The organism is Mucilaginibacter sp. KACC 22773 (assembly GCF_028736215.1).
In the GTDB taxonomy this organism is placed as follows: domain Bacteria; phylum Bacteroidota; class Bacteroidia; order Sphingobacteriales; family Sphingobacteriaceae; genus Mucilaginibacter.
The window spans coordinates 3,341,518-3,362,232 of record NZ_CP117883.1 but is presented as its reverse complement, the minus strand read 5'-3'; the positions used below and the strand labels follow the sequence as shown (position 1 = coordinate 3,362,232).

The 20,715-nt window shown below is 41.6% G+C and carries 20 protein-coding genes and 1 tRNA gene; 8 read left to right on the top strand and 13 right to left on the bottom strand.

The genetic code is table 11. From position 1 onward, the window contains the following. Nucleotides 1-99: 99 nt before the first annotated feature. Genes PQ469_RS14050 through PQ469_RS14040 form a run of 3 tightly spaced genes read right to left on the bottom strand, consistent with a single transcriptional unit; the run spans nucleotide 100 to nucleotide 2,560 of the window. Nucleotides 100-561 (bottom strand): nuclear transport factor 2 family protein, encoded by a 462-nt coding sequence (locus PQ469_RS14050; RefSeq protein ID WP_274213519.1) that lies wholly within the window; start codon nucleotides 559-561, stop codon nucleotides 100-102. 31 nt (nucleotides 562-592) lie between these two features. Continuing rightward, the gene (locus PQ469_RS14045) at nucleotides 593-1,603 is read right to left on the bottom strand and encodes an alpha/beta hydrolase (protein WP_274213518.1); all 1,011 of its coding nucleotides are present in this window, start codon (nucleotides 1,601-1,603) and stop codon (nucleotides 593-595) included. Between the two features lie 48 nt (nucleotides 1,604-1,651). Further along, nucleotides 1,652-2,560, bottom strand: a complete 909-nt coding sequence (locus PQ469_RS14040) for an MBL fold metallo-hydrolase (RefSeq protein WP_274213517.1) — start codon at nucleotides 2,558-2,560, stop codon at nucleotides 1,652-1,654. A gap of 155 nt (nucleotides 2,561-2,715) precedes the next feature. On the opposite strand from PQ469_RS14040, the gene PQ469_RS14035 reads away from it, so the two are divergent. Beyond that, nucleotides 2,716-3,615, top strand: coding sequence for a helix-turn-helix domain-containing protein (locus PQ469_RS14035; protein WP_274213516.1), 900 nt, complete (start codon nucleotides 2,716-2,718; stop codon nucleotides 3,613-3,615). Nucleotides 3,616-3,634: 19 nt separating this feature from the next. Here the strand turns inward: PQ469_RS14035 and PQ469_RS14030 are convergent, their stop codons facing one another. Continuing rightward, nucleotides 3,635-4,006 carry a winged helix-turn-helix transcriptional regulator gene (locus tag PQ469_RS14030; protein WP_274213515.1) on the bottom strand — a complete coding sequence of 124 codons (372 nt, stop codon included), beginning with the start codon at nucleotides 4,004-4,006 and terminating at the stop codon, nucleotides 3,635-3,637. Nucleotides 4,007-4,118: 112 nt separating this feature from the next. On the opposite strand from PQ469_RS14030, the gene PQ469_RS14025 reads away from it, so the two are divergent. Further along, a complete protein-coding gene (locus tag PQ469_RS14025) occupies nucleotides 4,119-4,988 on the top strand; it encodes an SDR family oxidoreductase (protein ID WP_274213514.1) in 870 nt (289 codons plus the stop codon). A 363-nt stretch (nucleotides 4,989-5,351) separates the two neighbouring features. Here the strand turns inward: PQ469_RS14025 and PQ469_RS14020 are convergent, their stop codons facing one another. The 3 genes from PQ469_RS14020 to PQ469_RS14010 form a co-directional block, all read right to left on the bottom strand. Further along, nucleotides 5,352-6,395 carry a PDDEXK nuclease domain-containing protein gene (locus PQ469_RS14020; protein ID WP_274213513.1) on the bottom strand — a complete coding sequence of 348 codons (1,044 nt, stop codon included), beginning with the start codon at nucleotides 6,393-6,395 and terminating at the stop codon, nucleotides 5,352-5,354. Further along, nucleotides 6,395-7,681, bottom strand: coding sequence for a site-specific integrase (locus PQ469_RS14015; RefSeq protein WP_274213512.1), 1,287 nt, complete (start codon nucleotides 7,679-7,681; stop codon nucleotides 6,395-6,397). Before PQ469_RS14015 ends, PQ469_RS14020 begins: the two co-directional genes overlap by 1 nt. 303 nt (nucleotides 7,682-7,984) lie before the next feature. Continuing rightward, nucleotides 7,985-8,058 (bottom strand) — tRNA-Ile (locus tag PQ469_RS14010). A gap of 64 nt (nucleotides 8,059-8,122) precedes the next feature. On the opposite strand from PQ469_RS14010, the gene PQ469_RS14005 reads away from it, so the two are divergent. Continuing rightward, nucleotides 8,123-8,752 (top strand): HAD family hydrolase, encoded by a 630-nt coding sequence (locus tag PQ469_RS14005; RefSeq protein WP_274213511.1) that lies wholly within the window; start codon nucleotides 8,123-8,125, stop codon nucleotides 8,750-8,752. 96 nt (nucleotides 8,753-8,848) lie between these two features. Here the strand turns inward: PQ469_RS14005 and PQ469_RS14000 are convergent, their stop codons facing one another. Then, a complete protein-coding gene (locus PQ469_RS14000) occupies nucleotides 8,849-9,826 on the bottom strand; it encodes a GlxA family transcriptional regulator (protein WP_274213510.1) in 978 nt (325 codons plus the stop codon). A gap of 1,392 nt (nucleotides 9,827-11,218) precedes the next feature. On the opposite strand from PQ469_RS14000, the gene PQ469_RS13995 reads away from it, so the two are divergent. From PQ469_RS13995 to rpmA, 5 genes are all read left to right on the top strand, one after another. Continuing rightward, nucleotides 11,219-12,595: a dicarboxylate/amino acid:cation symporter gene (locus PQ469_RS13995; protein WP_274213509.1), complete on the top strand. Its 1,377-nt coding sequence runs from the start codon at nucleotides 11,219-11,221 to the stop codon at nucleotides 12,593-12,595. Nucleotides 12,596-12,682: 87 nt separating this feature from the next. Next, nucleotides 12,683-13,060, top strand: a complete 378-nt coding sequence (locus PQ469_RS13990) for a four helix bundle protein (RefSeq protein ID WP_274213508.1) — start codon at nucleotides 12,683-12,685, stop codon at nucleotides 13,058-13,060. A 141-nt stretch (nucleotides 13,061-13,201) separates the two neighbouring features. Next, nucleotides 13,202-13,618, top strand: coding sequence for a hypothetical protein (locus tag PQ469_RS13985; protein WP_255369864.1), 417 nt, complete (start codon nucleotides 13,202-13,204; stop codon nucleotides 13,616-13,618). A gap of 75 nt (nucleotides 13,619-13,693) precedes the next feature. Next, nucleotides 13,694-14,002 carry a 50S ribosomal protein L21 gene (gene rplU, locus PQ469_RS13980; protein ID WP_090650782.1) on the top strand — a complete coding sequence of 103 codons (309 nt, stop codon included), beginning with the start codon at nucleotides 13,694-13,696 and terminating at the stop codon, nucleotides 14,000-14,002. 50 nt (nucleotides 14,003-14,052) lie between these two features. Continuing rightward, entirely contained in the window at nucleotides 14,053-14,442 is a 390-nt protein-coding gene (gene rpmA / locus PQ469_RS13975; RefSeq protein ID WP_274213507.1) for a 50S ribosomal protein L27, read from the top strand. Nucleotides 14,443-14,504: 62 nt separating this feature from the next. On the opposite strand, the gene PQ469_RS13970 is transcribed toward rpmA, so the two are convergent. The 5 genes from PQ469_RS13970 to rnr all read right to left on the bottom strand — a co-directional run bounded on the left by PQ469_RS13970 (nucleotide 14,505) and on the right by rnr (nucleotide 20,449). After that, a complete protein-coding gene (locus tag PQ469_RS13970) occupies nucleotides 14,505-14,942 on the bottom strand; it encodes an energy transducer TonB (protein ID WP_274213506.1) in 438 nt (145 codons plus the stop codon). Continuing rightward, complete coding sequence (locus PQ469_RS13965; protein WP_274213505.1) at nucleotides 14,943-16,535, bottom strand: M1 family metallopeptidase; 1,593 nt, start codon at nucleotides 16,533-16,535, stop codon at nucleotides 14,943-14,945. Between the two features lie 316 nt (nucleotides 16,536-16,851). Continuing rightward, a complete protein-coding gene (locus PQ469_RS13960; RefSeq protein ID WP_274213504.1) occupies nucleotides 16,852-17,124 on the bottom strand; it encodes a hypothetical protein in 273 nt (90 codons plus the stop codon). A 107-nt stretch (nucleotides 17,125-17,231) separates the two neighbouring features. Next, nucleotides 17,232-18,206 (bottom strand): polyprenyl synthetase family protein, encoded by a 975-nt coding sequence (locus PQ469_RS13955; protein ID WP_274213503.1) that lies wholly within the window; start codon nucleotides 18,204-18,206, stop codon nucleotides 17,232-17,234. A gap of 104 nt (nucleotides 18,207-18,310) precedes the next feature. Further along, entirely contained in the window at nucleotides 18,311-20,449 is a 2,139-nt protein-coding gene (gene rnr / locus PQ469_RS13950; protein ID WP_274213502.1) for a ribonuclease R, read from the bottom strand. Nucleotides 20,450-20,715: the final 266 nt, after the last annotated feature.

Below are 20,715 nucleotides of genomic sequence, written 5' to 3'. Positions count from 1 at the left end.
TAGCATTACCAGTTGATGCCACTTTTCTATTTATCGTTATTTGGCGCTGCCTGAGCATCAGTATTTTCCAACAGCCGTAAATGATTGCTGGTAGTTGATTTAATTTGCAAGCTTCAGGTTGTACGGAAAGAACCAATGTTCAATTGCTTTTCCATTCAGATACTTGGTTACCTCCATGCCCTCGATGACATTTACCGGATCGGAACCGGTATAACGTATCCAGTCGGAGACATATTCGTCATCGGCAAATTGCCTGATCAATTCTGTTTTTACGGTTTTCATCCGGCCATGAAACTGACCGATACTTATTTTCAAGGCATCGATACCCCTTTGATTTCCAGTGTGATTATAAAAATCAGGTGAGATCACAGCATCGAGCTTACTTACATCCCCGGTTTCAAAAACGTTTATTAAAATGTTATCAGCTTCGATATTTTTTTGTCTTTCCCGGTCCTTATTATCGCTTGTCGAGCTCGTAATGGTCTGCGCATTCGCTTTCAATGCATCCGCGCAGGCGAATGTTATAAGGAGGACAATGGTCAAATAAAGCAGTTTTTTCATTGTCGTTGACTTGCTGTTTTAAAAGCATTATTTATTTGTTGATAGCTCCGGACAGAAAACCCTGATAGGAAAGCCAATTCTTGAATAAATCCATCCATTGATCTGATAATTTATTTTGATGTTTCGTTCCAAAGCCATGGCTTCCGCTTGAGAAAATATGCAATTCGACCGATTGCCCCAACTTATGCCAATCCTCGAAAAGCCTTGCCGACGATATTGGTGCTACGCTTTTATCATCGTTCGCAATCGCTATAAACAATGGCGGCACGTTTTGGGGAACAGGGCTTACAATTCTGTAACCTGCATAAATAGCCCCAATAAAATCAGGTCGGCTGAGGCTGTCAGACCGTAAACCAGCGTTAACCGAAATTCCCCCGCCGGCAGAAAAACCCATAGTGCCGATCTTATGAGGGTCTATTGAAAAATCCTTAGCGTGCTGACGTATAAATCTTATTGCCTGCCTGGCATCTTCCTCACCCCATAACCGTGCCTCTTCAGCGCCGGGATGGCTCATTGGCGGATAAATTTCCCCCATGCTGACCTTCGGCAATTCGCTGAAGGTTTTCGCCGCGAATTTTTGCCATTCGGCATCATCTGCAGGGGTATGCTGTACCCGGTATTTAAGTACGAAAGCGGTCATTCCTAATTTTGTAGCCCATCTTGCCATCGTATAACCTTCATTGTCCATCATCAATACGTGAAAAGCGCCCCCTGGCGCAATAACCAGTGCTGTTCCATTGGCAGTTCCTTCCTCAGGTCTAAATACAGTGACCGTCGGGATTACGACGTTCCTTACCATCTTGTCACCGGGAGTATGACTTGTCTGTTCATGTAAAGCCCATTTTTCGGAACCCGGCGGAACCCCGTTTGAGCCATAAATGGCAAATATGCCCGAAGCATCGGCAGGCTTTTCAATGTAGTCCGGTAGCTTGGGGGCATCGCGTATGGCAATTGGTTGGCTTTTATTGTCCTGGCCGAAAGCCATCATGCTGCACGTGAGCAGGCTTACAGTGGCAATTGTTTCAAATATTAAGCATCGCATAGCGGATAAATGGTTTACAATTAAAAATTGGGGTATATTCGAGATTCTCTAATTCTTTTTTAAGGACTTGAGCTTAAATGGCTCACCCGGTGCTAGCACTTTAATTCTCCCGGGATTGACCACGAGTTTCATCAGCTTTGCGGGATCTCCGTTGAACGGTGCAAAATCCGGCGCATCGACGAAGCCCCAGTGACCCAATAACACAATTGCGTTTGGATACGCATTCAGCAATTTAGCCGAGCCCTCCAATCCAAGATGCCATTGTGCGTCTTCTGAATAATCTAACAGAATAACATCGGGGGCGGGCATGTGCAGCTGTTCTTCCATTGGGCGCGAATCTCCCGTCGCGTAGATGGTACCATCAGGAGTAGCAAACCAGAAACCGCAGGCATCTCCAGGCTCGAAATGCCTGTTGCTTGCTCCCTTATACGAATTTTGCCAGGCATGGTCTGCCGGTATCAATTTACATACCGTGTTCCCAAACTTAAAGGTTCCTCCAATTTTATGTCCAAAAGAATGAAGCCCCTCATTTCTCATTAGGGAATCAACGTAGATGGTAGAATGGTATTCGCCTGTAACGGCCGACAAATCTTTGAAAGTTGCAACACTATAGTGGTCGTTATCACTATGTGTTGCCATAATTGCGTCCAAATGCGGAACGTCTTTGGGCAAGATCGGAAACTTCATTAATAATGGCATGTCATACCCTTCCAGCAAGGGATCTATCATAAAGGTTGTACCACGGCTGTTTACCAGAAAACCAGCCATGCCTAACCAACGTACCGTTGTGTTCTTTGAGGCAGCAAAAGCCTCCTTACCAAAGGGTATGGTTTCCGGCGCTTTTGCCTGGTACTTCTTCTTTTTTTTCTGTACAGTGTCTGTCACCGTCTGTGCAAAGACGTAGTTTGTGACGGCAAAGAGTATTAATACAGACAGTACAAAACGTTTTATTTGCATGGAATTTTAATTAATGATTCAAAGGTGAGGCTATTTTTTAACGCGGTACTTATACATATTCCTGAAATAAATACCATTATTCCTGATTTTGAGGGCGGTTACACAGGTGTTGAAAATCTTGTTGTAGTTTTGAATAAATAAAAAAACACAAAGCTGTGGAATTAGCCGAAAAGCTTCAAAGTGTGACACAATTTAATACGGAGCGGGGACACCAAACTCTGCATCCGCTCGTCACGGTGCTGGATCAGTCCAAATCGAAGCCGATTACTATCTCGAAATTCATCTCAGAGCTCTACATTGTTTTTTTAAAAGAAGAAAAATGCGCTGACCTGCGTTATGGGCGAAGCCACTATGACTACCAGGGGGAATCGCTCGTATTTATAGCGCCCGGGCAACTCGCCGGCTTTGATGAAGACCAGGGCATGACTATACAACCCAACGGCTGGGCACTAGCTTTTCACCCTGACCTCATCAGAGGAACTTCGCTTGGCAGAACAATTAATGATTATCATTATTTTTCCTATGATGTCAGGGAATCGCTTCACGTCTCGGGCCGCGAAAAAGAGTTATTGCTGGAATGCTTTGGCAAGATAAGTTATGAGTTGGCACATCCAATTGACAAACACAGCCGGAAATTAATTGTGAGCAGCATTGAATTATTGCTCAATTACTGCAACAGGTTTTACGACCGGCAATTTATTACACGCGAGCATCTGAACAAAGATGTCCTTACACGGTTCGAAGCCCTGCTGGATGATTACTTTACTTCAGAAAAACCTGGTCATATTGGTTTACCAACAGTTGCTTATTGTGCCCAAGAACTTCATTTGTCAGCCAAGTATTTCGGTGACCTGATCAAGAAAGAAACAGGGCAATCTGCCCAGGAATATATTCAAATGAAGCTGATTAACAAAGCGAAAGAGCAGATGGCCGGCACTGGCAAATCTATTAGCGAGATCGCCTACGATCTTGGATTTAAATATCCGCAGCACTTTACACGATTCTTTAAACAGAAGGTTGGACAATCACCGCACGATTACCGGTTGCTCAATTGATTGCTGAAAAGCGTATCCATTAGAAAGTCTTTCGGATGTTATTCCTGTGCATCGTTCCCCATTCGCTCAGCGCTTTCAATACATCATACAGCGTATCGCTGTAACCTGTCAGCCCGTATTCTACAACCACCGGGTTCCCCGGAATATTTGTTTTTTTGATAAAGCCATTGATTTCCAGTCCCTTTAACTCATTAGACAGCACTTTGGCCGATATATTAGTAACCGTTCTTTGCAGTTCGTTAAACCTTTTATTTCCCTCAGAAAGGCTGATGATAATCGGTAGCCGCCATTTTCCCCCAATTACATACAGAGCATCGGTAACGGCGGCCAAACTGGCGGTGCATTGTTGCGGCGAAGGTATAGTTACTCGTTCTGTTATTTGTGTTTCCATTTCATTTGCGGGCGCCTGCTAACCCCGACGTTAGTGCTTACGTTGAGGTAACCAGGGATTATTAAAGACTAAAGGTAAGTAATTTTGTGCCCTGTAATAGAACATAGTATATATGAATAAAATATTGATAACCGGTGCAACCGGGCAATTAGGCAAATTAGTTGTTGATGAATTGCTGAAGAAAGTAAGTGGAAATGATATCTCCATCCTGGTGCGCCAATTTGAAAAGGCCGATGATTGGAAAGATAAGGGAATACGGGTTCTGCAGGGTGATTATAACGACTATAGGTCCTTATTATCTGCTTTTCAAAATACCGAGAAATTGTATTTCATTTCTTCCAACGATAAGGAAGATCGCTTTGGACAACATACGAATGTGGTCAATGCAGCAGTCGAGGCCCGCGTGGGACACTTAATTTATACCAGCGCTCATCGTAAATCAGATAACATGGATTCTTTATTGACTGGCGACGCACATTGGCAAACTGATGCCCTGATCAAAAGTACCGGCATTACCTTTACTATCCTGAAGCATAGCTTATATACAGAATTGCTTCCTCTTTTTATGGGAAGCGAGGTGTTAAAAACCGGCTCGATCGTCCTTCCGGCTGGGAACGGCCGCTCGTCTTACGCCACCCGACCGGATTTAGCCGCTGCAGGCGCTATCGTGTTAACCTCCGCCGGTCATGAGAATAAAACATACGATTTGAGCAGCCCCGTTTCCATTTCATTTCAGGACGTTGCGGCGATCATGAGCGAATTATCCGGTAAAAATATGACGTATAAGGACGTCTCCTCAGAGGATTACCTGCGCCAAGTTCAGGCTCAGGGGGTTCCGGACAGATTTCTGAAGGGTGTAATGTTATTTTGTAACGCCTTGAAACGCGGTGAGTTCGACTTTCCATCATTAGATCTGAAACTTTTACTGTGCAGAGAGCCACAATCCGTAAAAATGTTCCTGAAGACGGCGTACAACTTGTAACAGAAGAAATATTATCGTTTTTGGGCCAATTTCAGGTATTTATAAGAGATTACGAATTGTGATATCTTGAATTTTCTTCGATTTTGATTTTTGCTTCAAATTGAGGTGTCGCAAAATGCGACACCTCATATGGGTTAATTACGATCACTCCTGAACGGTTAATTGCATTCGGCCACCCAGCACGGCCTCAATCAATTTTCTGATTACAGAGATCTTCACATTATCTGCCTCCGTTTCAATTTTATTGATTATGCCCCAGCCAGTTGTTCCTGCGTTGTTGCTTTATCCGGCCTCGCCCGGTGAATAATAGCACCGATATTATTTAAGTCAATGAGGACGGTGTCTTTCTTTGATGTTTCCATTTTATTCGATTTGTTTTTTGAGTTCCTCTTTGCTTGGCAGGTAGAGTTTATATTCCCGGCTGAATATCTGCTCGTTGTCCAGCGGCAGTGTGAATTCGACTACGGCGCGGTTATCCTCCTTACAAAGTATGATTCCTAAAGTCGGCTTTTCTTCCGGCTGTTTGATCTTACGGTCATAGTAATTGACATACATTTGCATTTGACCGATGTCCTGGTGCGTGAGTTTACCGATCTTCAGGTCAAAGAGGACAAAGCATTTTAATAACCTGTTGTAGAAAACCAGGTCTACCCAGAAATGGTCGCCGTCGAGTGTGATGCGCCGCTGACGTCCTTCGAACAAAAAGCCTTTACCCAATTCCAGCATAAAGTGCTCCAGTTTATTAATAATGGCAGTTTCCAGGTCATTCTCCGAATAACCACTGTCCTCCTTTAAGCCCAAAAACTCCAGTACGAACGGGCTTTTCAACGCCTGAACCGGCTCCTGGCTTGTTTGCCCTGCCTCCGCACCATCCAGTACGCTTTTTTTATCGCGGCTTAAGGCCAGCCGCTCGAACAGGGAGGAATTGTACTGGCGCTGCAATTCCCGGACGGACCAGTTATTCGTTACCGATTGCTGTTCATAAAATTCCCGCTCACCGGGATCGGAAATCTTCATTAACTGGATGTAATGTGTCCAGCTTATTTTGAACAAGCCAGAAAACGAAATCAGTGATTGCGGAATATTCACAGCGGTATCAGATTGCGCAATCAGTGATTGCGCAATTCGTTCCTGGTATAACAAGTAGAACTTTTTGAAATAGTCCAGATTACGATGCGAATAACCTTTGCCGTATTCACGCGTCAGCGCTTCGCTGAGGTCTTTGACGATGGTTTCCGCATAAGCGGCCCGCTGATTACCGGCCTGCTCTTCTTTGACGATCATTTCCCCTATATGATAGTAAGTGAAGACCATCACCGTATTCACGTTCCGGACGATCTCACTCCGTGATTTTTCGATCAGTTCCCGGACTGACCGGAAAAGTTTATCATTGGTTAACTGTTCCATTAGCTTATACGTTTAGTCCCCGGTTTAACATTTGATTTTCGTTCCGCCGGACGTTTGGGCTCCGGCTTCAATTTTTCTTTCAGCACGCTCATATCGTCGCTGATCTTTTTGAGCAGCACACGGGCATAGATCTGCGTCGTAGCGATCTTGGTATGGCCCATCATTTTGCTGACGGTTTCGATGGGGACGTTATTGGCTAAGGTGATGGTCGTCGCAAACGTGTGGCGGGCAACGCCGAAAGTGAGCGTTTTCCGGATACCGATGATTTTGGCTACTTCTTTCAGGTGCATGTTTACTTTCTGATTGGTAATAGTAGGAAATATCGTTCCCATTATGACTGACCTTGGGTTGTCCTTGTATTTATTCAGGATGGCCATAGCCGGCGGCAATAAGGGGATATTGGTTGGCTCGTTACTTTTTTGACGGAAGAGCTTTAACCATTTTTCGCCATCCTCGCCATTGACCACATTACGCTCCTGCAAATTCATGAGGTCGACAAAGGACAAGCCGGTATAACAGGCGAACAGAAAGTAATCGCGTATAGTGATCAATGATTCCGAGGCGAACTCATGTTTTTCAATCGCCTTCAATTCCGCGCTGGACAAGAAAGCGGTTTCCACCTTTTTATAACGGAACTTATAATTCTTAAACGGATCACGGTTGATCCATTGCAGTTTAAAAGCAAGCGTGGTCATCTTGCGTAAGCGGATGAGGTGTTTCATCACACCATTGTTATTGAGCGGCTGGTGATGATCAGCAGGTTTATAGTTCCGCAAAAAAGTTTCAAAGTCTATAATAAACTTATAATCGATGTCTTTGACGCGGATGTCAGTGGTCTTGTATTTGGCGACCAGGAATTTTTCCAGATAGCGCCGCGTTACCGCATAATGTTTAAGGGTGCTCCAGGTTAGTGCCGCCGAAGCGGTTTCATTATGGTAGTCCATCAGCGCGCTGAGGTTGTAGGTTTCTTCGGTATCTTCTCCCAGGAAGCAGGCTTTAAGTAATAATGGCGTGATTTCCTTTCCCTCCAGGCGCAATTGCTGATAATAGGTCGTGATAGTAAATTTGACCTCATCCAGGTAAGCGTTGGTTTCCTGGGCGTCAGGAGTCTTTGGTTTAAGGCCGCCATGACCCTTGTTCCAATGTTCTACCTGGACTTGCCGCTTGAGTGCAAAGAGGGTTTTGTCTTTATTGACCGTAATAACCACATAAATGCTGGCAATTCCTTCCTTTGCCCTTTCCTTTTTGACGGTGAAGTGTACACCAAATGACTGTGCTGTTCTCATTTTTAACAGTTTTTAGATGAATAAATGATTAATTACAGCTTGAATTCGCTAATTTTTACTCACCGGATCGTGCGCCACTTTCAGTATTTCTGAGTCCTTTTGAGTGCACATTTCACTGGGTTAAGTATCTGTAAAACAAATAATTAGCTCATAAAAGCGAACAAAAATAAAAAGCGAAATCCGTTGGTCGTTTTACTCGTTTAAGTGGTGTATTCAGAAGGATTGAGAAGGATTGCTAAAAAAGCAAAATCCCTGTAAATCAGCAATTTACAGGGATCATCATTGGGCAAAAATGCCGTTTTGTGCGCCCACCTGGGCTCGAACCAGGGACCAAAAGATTATGAGTCTTCTACTCTAACCGACTGAGCTATAGGCGCGGTTATTTGTGTTTATTTAACGGGTGCAATTTTACATATTTGCAGGCAAATAACAAAACCCTTTATGCAAAATATCAAAAATATCATCTTCGATTACGGTAACGTTATCTTTAATATCGATTTCAGAATGGCCCAGCAAGGCTGGAACCAGTTGGGTATCAGTAATGCTGCCGAGTTTTTTGGCCATAAGCAGCAGGACGAAATTTTTGATAAATTTGACAGGGGAGAGGTGTCTGCGGAGGAGTTTAGGGACTATATCAGGCAAAAATCGGGCAATCGCAGCCTTACCGACGACCAAATAAACGGCGCGTGGAATAGCATGTTGCTCGGAATTGAGCCGGGCAACCATGAATTGCTGCTGGATTTGAAAGCAAAATACCGCACATTTTTATTGAGTAATATTAATGAAATTCACTATGATCACATCATGGCATATCTTAAAAAAGATTTTGGTTTTGATGGAAACGGCCATCTTTTTGAAAAGGCATATTACTCGCATCTCATGGGCAAGCGCAAGCCCGAAGCCAGGATCTTCCAACTTGTGCTGGATGAAAATAATCTTAATCCGGCCGAAACTTTGTTTATTGATGATAGTCCGCAGCATCTGGCTGGCGCCGAAAAACTGGGCATTCAAACACTTTTAATGACCAGGCCGGATACTATTCAACAGTTTTTTAAAAGATCGGGCTTGTAAACAGAACTTTTCTAACATCCACAAGGGGTTGCAGAATAAGTTCAACAATCAGTTCAATGCGAATAGCTAAATGGCATTAAATGCAGAGGCCATCAGTTAGTTAGAATGCTGCCGCTGGTATTTATTCCTGTAATCAATAGGCGACAGGCCCGTAATGCGCTTAAATGTAGTGCGGAAAGCTTTATTATCTGTGTATCCAACGTTATACATAACCTCATTTACGTTATCGCGCGATGTTTCCAGACTTACTTTGGCCGCTTCAATTTTAACCCGCTGAATGTATTCGGCTACTGTATTGGATGTTGCTTTTTTGAAGCGACGCTCCAGGTTTCGCCTGCCTAAGGCAAACATAGATGCCAACTGTTCAACGCTTATCTTTTCTGAATAGTTTTTCTCAATAAATTCCTGGGCTTTCTTTATCGGATCGTCTGAATGATCCTTTTGTCCCTGGAAAATAATGAATGGCGATTGGTTGGTACGTTCCATTTCGATAGCAAATACTTTCGAACTTAAAATAGCCATATCCCGGCCGGCAAATTTCTCGATGAGATATAGTATCAGGTTAAGGTACGAGAATGCCCCACCGCTGGAGTAAATGCCTTGTTCATCGGTAATGATTTTTTCAGTCACCAGGTTTACGTCCGGAAACATGGTACGGAACTGGTTGGCAGCCATCCAATGGGTAGCACAGCTTTTACCTTTTAACAACCCTGTAGAAGCCAACAAAAAAGCCCCCATACACAAACTGGCAATTTCGGCGCCGTTTTTATATTGATCTATGATCCATGGAATAAATTCCTTATTATTTTCAATAGCACTCGTTATTTCGCCATCAAGTGCAGGGATAACGATCAGGTCGGTTTTTTTTACCCCCGTCATTAAAAGATGGGCATTTACAGTAAAGCAACCGCCGCTGATGGGCGTTTCAGCTTGCAGGCCAACCAACTCAACTTTAAAAATTGGCTCTTTTCCCATCGATAAAAAAAATTGGTTTACCTGGGTAAATAACTGGCGCGAGCCTTCCAGGCTACCTAAAATTGCCCCCTTTGGTATTAAGATAGATATATGCTTCATATTTCAAAAATATAATAAAGCAATAACGCAAGCAAGATTTAATGCAGGTTATTTGCTGCCGGGATATTTATTGAATATGCTTGTTAGTTAATTGTTTAAATACAATTGATAAATGCTTCGCGCAGTATTTATACTTATGCTATTATTGCCCGCCTGTATATTGTGCTCTGTTGTTTTGCCGTGCCTGGTTTAATGCCAAAACGACGGCCGGGGTTGTTTTGCCTATTATTGATACCGATCACATATAAACTGGTGCTTATTAGTTCCCCATCAAGTTTGTTTAAAATACCGACGGTTTTGCTCCGGATCAAAAAATAGTTTGGCATGGCCATAATTTAGATTGTAAGTCGTTATTTGATACAGAAAACTCTTGCCTGACAGCGTATTGGCAGGTTTTTTTAAGATTTTTTGTCAGTAAGATTGGTGATTGTCATGTGCGCTGACAAATTGACAAAAAAAATATTAAAATGCTAAAGAGGTAAAAATGGGATTCAATAAGCACTATTTTTCCTTTAATATTCAAAATTTGATCATTTTTTTCATCGTTAATATGCTTTTAGGGCTTATTTTTAAATTTTCATCGTTCAATATAGCCGTTTTTATGCTATGTCATGTTTTTAAACCATGATCTTTTAGTTTTTTTCTAATCCGGAATTTTACAATCAAAAAACAAGCCTTATTTTTTTCCGAATGCTCAAAGCATCTTTTTATTTTTCGAAATAACATCTCAATTTTTATAAAATATAAAATACGGCAAATTTTATTTTTGGCCTCTCACACCCTAAAAAACGAGGGTAGATTTATGGCATATTTTTAGTCGATGAATGCTCGGGAGACCGAAAAAGTTTATCACTTAAGTTCATATAAATAAAGGATTTACGCGATTAACAATATACTTCCTGAAGCTATATAATAATATATAAATTATATAAATCACTTAAAAAATTAAAACTATGTTAATCGTATTAGAAGTTGCAGCATTTTTAGCAGTTATCGTGTTACCATTAATTCCAGCTAAAAAAGTTGCGAAATAATAAGGTACCAAGCCCTATCAACAATTCAATCATCATTTAAAAAATTAAGATCATGTTAATCGTATTAGAAGTTGCCCTATTTTTAGCAGTTATCATTGTGCCTTTGATCCCAGCTAAAAAAGTTGCGAAATAATTAGAGGTTTACATTAAGTTGTAAATAAAAGATGGATAGCATTGAGCTACCCATCTTTTTTATTTTAAAAGGATTGCTTTTTTCTGCCGATGTAAATAGATATTAAGCTGCACTATAACTATTGTTGGTTGTTTGCCTGCAATACACTGAAATGGTAATGCGGAATGTTTGCAATTTCAAATTTTAGCGGAAGTAATTCGTATTTTTGTCGACTGATCAAAATCAATGCAAAAGAAAAGTAAGCTTACGCTGTATATTTTTATAGCCCTTATCGCCGGTGTAATAGTAGGTTATATTTATAACACCAATGTAATCAATAAAATTAATGCCAATATAAGTACAGCCGATGCGCATATTAAAGCCATCGATAAAAACTTGTTAGCATCGGCAGATACTACTACAGAAGCTTTTAAATCCATAAAAAAACTGAGGCAGACGGAAGTAAAAGCCCAGCAGGAAAACAGCACCTTAAGGGAGGATAAACTGGAAGGCTTTAATATTTTAAGCAAGATTTTCCTGAATTTGATAAAGATGATTGTGGCGCCGCTGGTGTTTACAACGCTGGTGGTTGGCGTGGCAAAAGTAGGCGATATTAAGGCAGTAGGCCGGATAGGCGGCAAAACGATGCTGTGGTTTGTTAGCGCTACATTAGTTTCTTTATTATTAGGAATGCTGCTGGTTAACTTATTTGAACCAGGTAAAACCATGCACCTGCCGTTGCCAGACAGCCATTTAAGTACCGGTATCAAGAAATCGGCACTGTCGCTAACCGAATTTATCGGGCATGTGTTCCCCTCAAGCTTTATCAAATCGATGGCCGATAACGAGATATTGCAGATTGTGGTGTTCTCCTTGTTTTTTGGTATAGCCACGGCGGCGGTAGGTGAGCAGGGTAAAATAGTTATCAAAGCTATGGATGCCATTGCCCATGTGATATTAAAAATAACCGGCTATGTAATGAAACTGGCCCCTGTTGCCGTGTTTGGCGCTATAACAGCGGTAATTGCCCGGCAGGGTTTAGGGGTACTATCAACCTATGGTATATTTATCGGCGAATTTTACTTTTCGTTAGTGTTGCTTTGGCTCATTATTATACTGGCCGGCTTTATTGTATTGCGCAAACCTGTTTTCAGATTAATAAGCAACATAAAAGATGCTATGCTTATTGCATTCAGTACATCAACCAGCGAGGCGGCTTACCCTAAAGTATTGCTGGAATTGGAGCGTTTTGGCTGCAGTAACAAAATTGTGAGTTTCGTATTACCATTGGGGTACTCATTTAATTTGGACGGCAGCATGATGTATATGACCTTTGCATCGTTGTTTTTGGCGCAGTCGTACGATATTCACTTATCGTTCGGGCACCAGTTGTCGATGCTGCTGGTGCTGATGCTTACAAGCAAGGGCGTAGCGGGCGTACCAAGGGCTTCATTAGTTGTTATTGCAGGAACATTATCAATGTTTAATATTCCGGAGGCGGGATTGTTCCTGTTGATAGGAATTGATCCGTTGCTGGATATGGGTAGATCGGCAACCAATGTTTTGGGCAATGCCATGGCTACTGCAGTTGTAAGCAAGTGGGAAGGGGAACTGGATAATTAGTGAATTAGCGATCTAGTGAATTCGTGATTTTTTAATCGCTGATTCAAATAATTACTCTTATGGCCGATATCCTATATTTTATAATTGATGATAAATAGTGAAAAAATTGATTTTGCAGAGGCATTTAGAATTCGCACAAAAAAGTTTGTTGTAGATAATATTAGATTTTACAAAACTTTACCAAAAACAGAGGAAGCTAAGATAATTGGAAGGCAGTTACTCAGATCGTCTTCATCTGTAGGAGCGAATTATAGAGCTGCCTGTCGGGCAAGGTCGCAAGCCGAATTTTATGCCAAGCTGTCGATAGTTGTTGAAGAAGCTGATGAATCGGCATTTTGGATGGAAGTACTAATTGAAGCTCAAATAGTTAATAAGTCGGATCTGATATTATTATTAGACGAAGCCAATCAAATCCTTAAAATAGTATCTGCGTCAAGAAAAACAGTGTCTACCAATAAAAAATGACAACCAATTTTAAATTCAATAATCACTAATTCACTAACTCGCTAACTCACTAATTAATATATGTCTTCAAAAACAAAAAAAATATTTCTCATCTCCACAATCGTTATTCCATTCCTTTTATACTGTTTTTACTACTACGGTATGATGATTAAAAACGCGCCTTACCGGTTTGCTGATTTTCAGTCCATATCGATCCAGTATGGCGAGAAGGATTCATTGGTTAATAAATTTAACTCAAGCACCGGCGACTACCAATACCTTAACAAGCGCGATTCGCTGGTTAAGGTAAACGTTAAGCTTACTGAGAATGACCTGCTCTATTTGCACCACAAGGCAGCCGGCCTGGGTTTCTGGGATTTTCCATCGAACGAGAGGGGAGATACTGTTAAAGAGAAACCGGTGCGTTATATCATCGAGTTTAAATATAAAACCAAAACCAAACGGGTTGTTTTTGATTCGAACTTTGCGGGCGACCCTAAATTGATAGATGCCAATAAACAGCTGATCAAAGAAATTGATCAAAGTTTAACAACCGCAGAAAGAAGGCTGAAAAAATAAAAGGCGGCGTTGTTGTTTATTAAATAACCAATCCCTATATTTGCACCTCGAATTTTAAAACAATAATTAACAAACATGTACGCAATAGTAAGTATAGCAGGACAGCAATTTAAGGTTGCAAAAGACCAGCAGATCTTTGTACACAGGTTACAAGGTGACGAGGGCGCTAGTATTGAATTTGACAGTGTATTGTTAGCAGAAAACGAAGGTTCATTCAAATTAGGTTCTGATTTGAAAGGCGCTAAAGTATCGGCTAAGATCTTGTCTCATTTAAAAGGTGATAAAGTAATCGTTTTCAAAAAGAAACGTAGAAAAGGTTACAAAAAGAAAAACGGTCACCGTCAACAATTTACCAAGATCGAGATCACTGGTATCACATTATAATTTAAAGTTTTAAACCGAGCCGATTTATCAGCTCATAAAAGATATAAACAATGGCACACAAAAAAGGGGCCGGTAGTTCCAGAAACGGCCGCGAGTCGCATAGCAAACGTTTAGGTATCAAAATTTTCGGTGGTCAGCCAGCAATTGCAGGTAACATCATCGTTCGTCAGCGTGGTACTAAACACAATCCAGGCGTTAACGTAGGTATCGGCAGAGATCATACCTTATTCGCTTTAGCCGAAGGTATCGTAGTTTTCCGCAAGAAGGCCGATAACCGTTCATACGTTTCAGTAGTTCCGGCTACAGAAGCAGTTACTGAAGTTGCAGCAGCGCCTGTAGCAGTAGCACCGGTAGCAACTGAAGAAGAAGCACCAAAAGCAAAAAAAGCAGCGGCCCCAAAAGCAAAAAAAGCTGATACTGAAGAAGCAGCAGCTGAGTAATTAGCAAACGCTTTATATAGACATAAGAGATCCTCGGTCAGTTTGATCGGGGATTTCTTGTTTTAGTGTGTCGCGTTAATCTTGCCAATGCTAAAACTTATTGGCACAGTAAAAAGGCATTTAACTGGCTGGCTATTTTGTATGCCAGGTTTCCAACGTGGAGAACTGCTTACAACCCTTATCGCTTCATCATCCAATTCTTTTGATACACTCCTGATGATCTTTGGGTGGGTTACTGTACCATCTGCCTCGATCATGATCTGTACGTAGACTTTCCCTTCGACACCCGCCTTAAGACTGTTCATTGGGTATCTCACGGTTCTGGCTATAAATTGAAGAAACCTATCATTCCCGCCGGGAAACTCTGGTTGTTGCTCAACAGAAATGAAATGTGCTTGGTCAGGCTGTGTCTTCTCTTCTAATTTAACCGAGTCTGTGGATTGCGCTTTGACGGCTAACGTACTTGTTATGCAAAAAGCAGTAACCAGTATCTTTTTCATTTATTCAATAATTAGTTTCTTTAAATAATAAGTATCCGGATCAATCACCGGCATAGTTTTACTTGTTAGCGTTATTCCTTTTTTATCCAACGTATACCTTTTAGTGACGCCATCGATAGTAATGTCAGTTGGTAATAGCATATCAATGTTTTGAAGCTGAATTAAATACTTATCACCGCGTTTTGCAGTTACATGAACTTCGAGCTTATTGACAGAATAAATATAGAGATCAAATAAGGGTTTTAAATTGATACCTGCGGCTTTGCTAAAATATTCCTGCACGTCGGCCGTAGTAACCATGTTATTGTAGGTGTATTTAGGGCTTGTAACGAAACTTTTAATAGTTGGGAAGAAAAGGCTATCGCCCATGACATATCTTAAAGTATGCATGAAAAAGGCACCTTTACCATAAATATCACCATTATAAGCAGCCTCTTCGTCGATATCTTTTCCTATTACCAAAGGAATTTTGTTGCCAAATGAAAGTGCAGCTTGCTGGAAGTGTTTAATATAGGCTTGTTCGCCTTCCAATTCCCGTATGGGCATGGCATCTCCAAAGGTGCAAATACCTTCGTGGATCCAGTAATCGGCCCAGTCTTTGGCTGTTACTTTGTTGCCCCACCATTCGTGGCCAAATTCGTGATGCATCAGCCAGTCAAAATCCTTTCCGCCGAGTTTACTGTACCTGAATTTGTTGCCATAGGCATTCATGGTTTGGTGCTCCATACCCAGGTGTGGCGTTTCGGCTATGCCTATTTTCTCTTTGGCCCATGGGTACTCGCCGAAATATTTTTCCTGTATGCTGATGGTTTGCTCAAAAATATCCAGGTGGCGGTTGGCCTTAGCGGCATCCTCTTTTAATACATAAAACTGGATGGGCACAGTTGTTCCATTAACGGTTTTATATGGCCTGCTTACCACGGTATAATCGCCGACATTAAACAGGATGCTATAGTTGTTGATGCTATAATTGGTTTTCCAATGGTAAGTAGCTTTATCACCGCTTTTGGTTACTTTTTGCAACAGGCCCGGCCCGGCAACTACCAGGTCTTTAGGTACGGTTATCATCATATCAACACCCTCATTTGGCTCATCCGAAGGGTGATCCTTGCAGGGGAAATAGAGTTTACCACCGGTGCCCTCGGCTGTAATGGCAACCCAGGCATGCCCGGTAGAATCTTTCGTCCAGGTAAACCCATCATCCCATGGCGGGCGACGGGCAACATGGGGTTTGCCTCCATATACTACTTTAACGCTTGCCTTGCCGGCAGGTAATTCTTTTGTTGTGTTTATAGTGATTAGGTTGTTTTGATAAGTGAATGGTTCCTTTTTTCCGTTTACCAAAACGTTGCTGATCTTTAAAGAGTCCAACAGGTCAAAAAGTAATACTTTGGCGGGCTGCGCCATGATTACATCAATGGTTGTATAACCATCTATCGTTTTCTGAACCGGATCAACATTCAAGGCGATGGTGTAATGGCGTATATCCATAATGGCTTGCTCTGGTTTAAGCTTGCCGCCGGATGTTAGGGTTTGGGCGCTGGATACTACTACAGCGAGCAGTGCCAATGTTGTGAGTAATGTTTTCTTCATTATTTGGCGTATTCACTTAATCTGAAATAAATTGTAGCTCTATGTCCATGGCCTCGAAACAAGTTTGATATTGCCTCCATTTTTACAATTTTTTGTAACGTTCAAGTCAACCATAAGAGTTCACTATTCAAGATACGCCAACAGGGTATATACAAATATTGTAGAAAATTGGGTTTCGACAACATTAATAATCGGCAATAAAGAATAGTTTGTTCTTATTCTTTATCGCCGATTCACATATTTCAAGAATAGCATTATATTCTTTTTGCGCATTTAATTCTTCTGTAATAACGAGAGATTTCATATGATCGTAGAATTATTCAAGTCGATCCACCTGCACCTCCCCGTTAAATTCATCACCCCAAGTGTCAAACTCATAGTCAGCAGACCAGCGATATTTGTATATGATACTTTCGCGCGGTAATTCTTGATAGTCAGGATAGAGATCTAAGATCATTCCGAAATATCCTGACCAAAGCACAACTTCAAATACTAACTCTCCAGATTCTGTACGCTCCCTGAAGTAAGCCTCTCGGATCTGTACGATCGATATTTTCTGAAAGTCAGATACAAGATCGATTTTTTTCATAGTTTGTCTTCTTTTGCCTAAGCCACTTAAATAAATAATTTTGGCAAAATTGTATTTTATGTTAGGATGCAACCGTCATATTCACCTTCTTCATTCCCTAAATATAATCAATACTCCCTCACCAACAAATTATCGGCAAACTGCCTTAAATACTGGCGGCGATCTTCCGACAGATTGATCTGATCCAGGGCATTAAAAGCCATTTCTGCATAGGTTTGCATCGCATCTTCTGCATAATTTCTGATGTTCAAACTGTCGTAAATAGCTGTTACCGCTGCAACCTTATCGGAGGCAGTAAATTCTTCAAGATTTAGCCACTTTTCAAGTTCGGTTGCCTGGCTGTCTTTTGCCAGTTCAAGCGCCTTTATCAGCAGATATGTTTTTTTATTGGATAGTATATCACCGCCAACCTGCTTACCAAATTTTTCCGGGTCGCCGTAAACATCCAGTATATCATCCTGTAACTGGAAAGCAATACCCAGGTTTACGCCAAAATCGTATAATAATTGCGCATCTCCTACTGTAGCGCCGCCTATGATAGAGCCTATTTTTAAAGTGCCGCCCAATAACACAGCGGTTTTAAGCCGAATCATATCCACGTATTCGTTTATCTGTACATTGTTGCGCTGCTCAAAGCTCATGTCAATTTGTTGGCCTTCGCATACACCTGTGGCTGTCTCGTTAAAAACATCCATTACCCGGCGCAAAATAGCATCGTCAACCTTCATCATGAATTTGTTAGCTTCTACCATCATGGCATCGCCGGATAGTATGGCTACATTGGCGTTCCATTTTTCGTGTACTGTAATTTTACCGCGGCGCAAGGGAGCTTTATCCATAATGTCATCGTGCATCAGCGTAAAATTGTGGAACACTTCAATTGCCAGCGCTGGCTCTATCGCTTTTTCAACATCGCCTCCAAACAGGTCGCATGCCATTAGCAGCAGGGCAGGGCGCAGGCGCTTACCGCCAAGCGAAAGTATGTAGCTTATAGGTTCGTAAAGATCGGTAGGATATGCCGGAAAAGTAAGTTCGTCTACAGCCTTGCTCACCATGGCATGTAGTTCTGTAAGTTGTTTCATTTTTGTAGTTAACAGTTGATTAAGTTGATTGAGTTGGATTAAGTTGATTGAGTTACCAAAACCCAATCAACTTAATCCAACTCAATCAACCAATCAACTCAATATCAATCCTGTACTAACGAAAAATCAATTTGCTTCTTGGTCAAATCAACATTTTTAACCCTGATCTTCACTTCATCGCCCAACTGGTAAATTTTCTTTTTCCGCTGACCGATGATACAATAGTTTTTTTCGTCCAAAGTATAAAAATCGTCGGATATATCGCGCAGACGAATCATGCCCTCACATTTATTTTCGATAATCTCTACATACATACCCCATTCGGTAACTCCCGAGATAATGCCGGTAAAGATGTTGCCAACCTGATCTCGTAGATATTCTGCCTGTTTGTATTTAACAGATGAACGTTCGGCGTCAGCTGCTTTCTTTTCCATTTGCGAACTGTGGGAACATAGCTTTTCGTAATGTTCTGCATTTACCGATTGTCCGCCGTTTAAATAATGGAATAGCAGGCGGTGTACCATTACATCCGGATACCTGCGAATAGGAGAGGTGAAGTGCGTATAATGGTCAAATGCCAGACCGTAGTGGCTGCTGGTTTTTGTGGTGTATATAGCTTTAGCCATCGACCTGATGGCCAGTTGGGTAAGTACATTTTGTTCTTTTTTGCCTTCCACATCTTCCATCAGGAAGTTTAACGATTTAGCAGTTTCTTTATCCGATTTAGTGTTTATCTTATAGCCAAACCTGGCAGCAAATTGCGCAAAATTGGCTAATGCATCTGGTTTAGGTGAATCATGTGCGCGATAAACAAAGGTATATTTGTGTTTTCCTTTGCCCATTTTACTTACATGCTCGGCAACCTTACGGTTAGCCAATAGCATAAAATCTTCTATCAGTTTATGGGCATCTTTACGTTCTTTTACATAAACACCGGTTGGTTTTCCTGCTGTATCAAGCTTAAATTTAACCTCGGTAGTTTCAAAGCTGATGGCGCCGTTTTTAAATTTACGGTCGCGTAGTTTATAAGCTAAGGCATTTAGTTTAAGGATCTCGTCTTTAAAATCGCCTTCTTTGTTTTCTATTACTTCCTGAACTTCTTCATACGTAAAACGCCTGTCTGAGTAAATGATGGTTTTGCCGTACCATTCGGTTTGGATAAATGCATTCGCGTCCAGTTCAAAAACTGCCGAAAAACATAGCTTTTCTTCTTTAGGGCGCAACGAGCACAGGCCATTTGAAAGGCGCTCGGGCAGCATAGGGATAACCCGATCAACCAGGTAAACAGAAGTAGCACGATCAAATGCTTCTTTATCGAGGGCAGAATCAGGAATGATATAATGCGATACATCGGCGATATGCACACCAACTTCGTAATTGCCATTCTCGAGTATTTTAAACGATAATGCATCGTCAAAATCCTTGGCATCAAATGGATCGATAGTAAACGTGGTGATATCTCTGAAGTCCCTTCTGCGGGCAATTTCTTCTGGGGTGATCACATCCGATATCTCCTCCGACTCATGTTCAACCTCGGCCGGAAAGGATAACGGAAAACCATATTCGGCAAGGATGGCATTCATCTCGGTGTCATTCTCGCCCTGTGCACCTAAAATGTGTTTTATCCTTCCAATGGGGTTTTTGGCCTCAGCCGGCCAGTCGGTAATTTCGGCAACTGCTTTTATCCCATTTTTAGCACCGTTGAGCTCGCTCATCGGGATAAAAATGTCATGCATCATTTTACGGTCATCGGGGATAAAAAATGCAAAACGCTCGGATAGTTTTACAATTCCTGTAAACTCCATTTTGGCGCGCTGCAGTATTTCGATGATCTCGCCTTCTTTACGTTTGCCTTTGCTAATGGCATATACGTAAACTTTAACGCGGTCGCCATGCAAAGCATTGCGAAGCTTGCGCGGGGCAACAAAAATGTCGCTTTCCAACTCATCATCGGTAACTATAAATGCCGAGCCGTCGTTCGTCAGATCGACACGGCCTTCCATAAATGTTTTTAGTTCAAGTAGTTGGAATTTGCCGGGCGAAACCTCTTTCAGTACAGATTTAAAAGCCTCGTCTTTTAGAATATCAAATATAATCTCGCGCGATTCGGGATCGCGGACGTTTAATTTTGCAGAAACCTGTTTATAATTAAGTGGCGTATTGCCGTTTTGTTCAAATACATCAAGTACCATTTGGGTGAGTACCTGAACGATAGAAGAATTATTTTTCTTTTTTTTAGACATACAAAAGTATTTGCGCTAAGATACAGATTTTTGGTGTTTGGGGGTGAAGGCGAAAAAGACAGGGTTAGGGAAATCGATTTTAAATTTGAGGTAGTGAATTTGCTCGATCAGTGGGAGCCCATTTTTTGAGTTAGACACGAATTCCTGACAATCCGGCTAAATTTATCGAATTTCACGAATTTTTGGATTGATAGACTGCATAACTTAAGATATTAAGAATTTGGCGCTGTTTTGATCAACAACAAGCACAAAATGTCGATACGCTA

Bases quoted from the DNA above. Each gene is read 5' to 3' on its own strand.
- PQ469_RS14050 (WP_274213519.1), bottom strand. From the start codon at position 561: ATGAAAAAACTGCTTTATTTGACCATTGTCCTCCTTATAACATTCGCC.
- PQ469_RS14045 (WP_274213518.1), bottom strand. From the start codon at position 1,603: ATGCGATGCTTAATATTTGAAACAATTGCCACTGTAAGCCTGCTCACG.
- PQ469_RS14040 (WP_274213517.1), bottom strand. From the start codon at position 2,560: ATGCAAATAAAACGTTTTGTACTGTCTGTATTAATACTCTTTGCCGTC.
- PQ469_RS14030 (WP_274213515.1), bottom strand. From the start codon at position 4,006: ATGGAAACACAAATAACAGAACGAGTAACTATACCTTCGCCGCAACAA.
- PQ469_RS14025 (WP_274213514.1), top strand. From the start codon at position 4,119: ATGAATAAAATATTGATAACCGGTGCAACCGGGCAATTAGGCAAATTA.
- PQ469_RS14020 (WP_274213513.1), bottom strand. From the start codon at position 6,395: ATGGAACAGTTAACCAATGATAAACTTTTCCGGTCAGTCCGGGAACTG.
- PQ469_RS14015 (WP_274213512.1), bottom strand. From the start codon at position 7,681: ATGAGAACAGCACAGTCATTTGGTGTACACTTCACCGTCAAAAAGGAA.
- PQ469_RS14005 (WP_274213511.1), top strand. From the start codon at position 8,123: ATGCAAAATATCAAAAATATCATCTTCGATTACGGTAACGTTATCTTT.
- PQ469_RS14000 (WP_274213510.1), bottom strand. From the start codon at position 9,826: ATGAAGCATATATCTATCTTAATACCAAAGGGGGCAATTTTAGGTAGC.
- PQ469_RS13995 (WP_274213509.1), top strand. From the start codon at position 11,219: ATGCAAAAGAAAAGTAAGCTTACGCTGTATATTTTTATAGCCCTTATC.
- PQ469_RS13990 (WP_274213508.1), top strand. From the start codon at position 12,683: ATGATAAATAGTGAAAAAATTGATTTTGCAGAGGCATTTAGAATTCGC.
- PQ469_RS13985 (WP_255369864.1), top strand. From the start codon at position 13,202: ATGATGATTAAAAACGCGCCTTACCGGTTTGCTGATTTTCAGTCCATA.
- rplU (WP_090650782.1), top strand. From the start codon at position 13,694: ATGTACGCAATAGTAAGTATAGCAGGACAGCAATTTAAGGTTGCAAAA.
- rpmA (WP_274213507.1), top strand. From the start codon at position 14,053: ATGGCACACAAAAAAGGGGCCGGTAGTTCCAGAAACGGCCGCGAGTCG.
- PQ469_RS13970 (WP_274213506.1), bottom strand. From the start codon at position 14,942: ATGAAAAAGATACTGGTTACTGCTTTTTGCATAACAAGTACGTTAGCC.
- PQ469_RS13965 (WP_274213505.1), bottom strand. From the start codon at position 16,535: ATGAAGAAAACATTACTCACAACATTGGCACTGCTCGCTGTAGTAGTA.
- PQ469_RS13960 (WP_274213504.1), bottom strand. From the start codon at position 17,124: ATGAAAAAAATCGATCTTGTATCTGACTTTCAGAAAATATCGATCGTA.
- PQ469_RS13955 (WP_274213503.1), bottom strand. From the start codon at position 18,206: ATGAAACAACTTACAGAACTACATGCCATGGTGAGCAAGGCTGTAGAC.
- rnr (WP_274213502.1), bottom strand. From the start codon at position 20,449: ATGTCTAAAAAAAAGAAAAATAATTCTTCTATCGTTCAGGTACTCACC.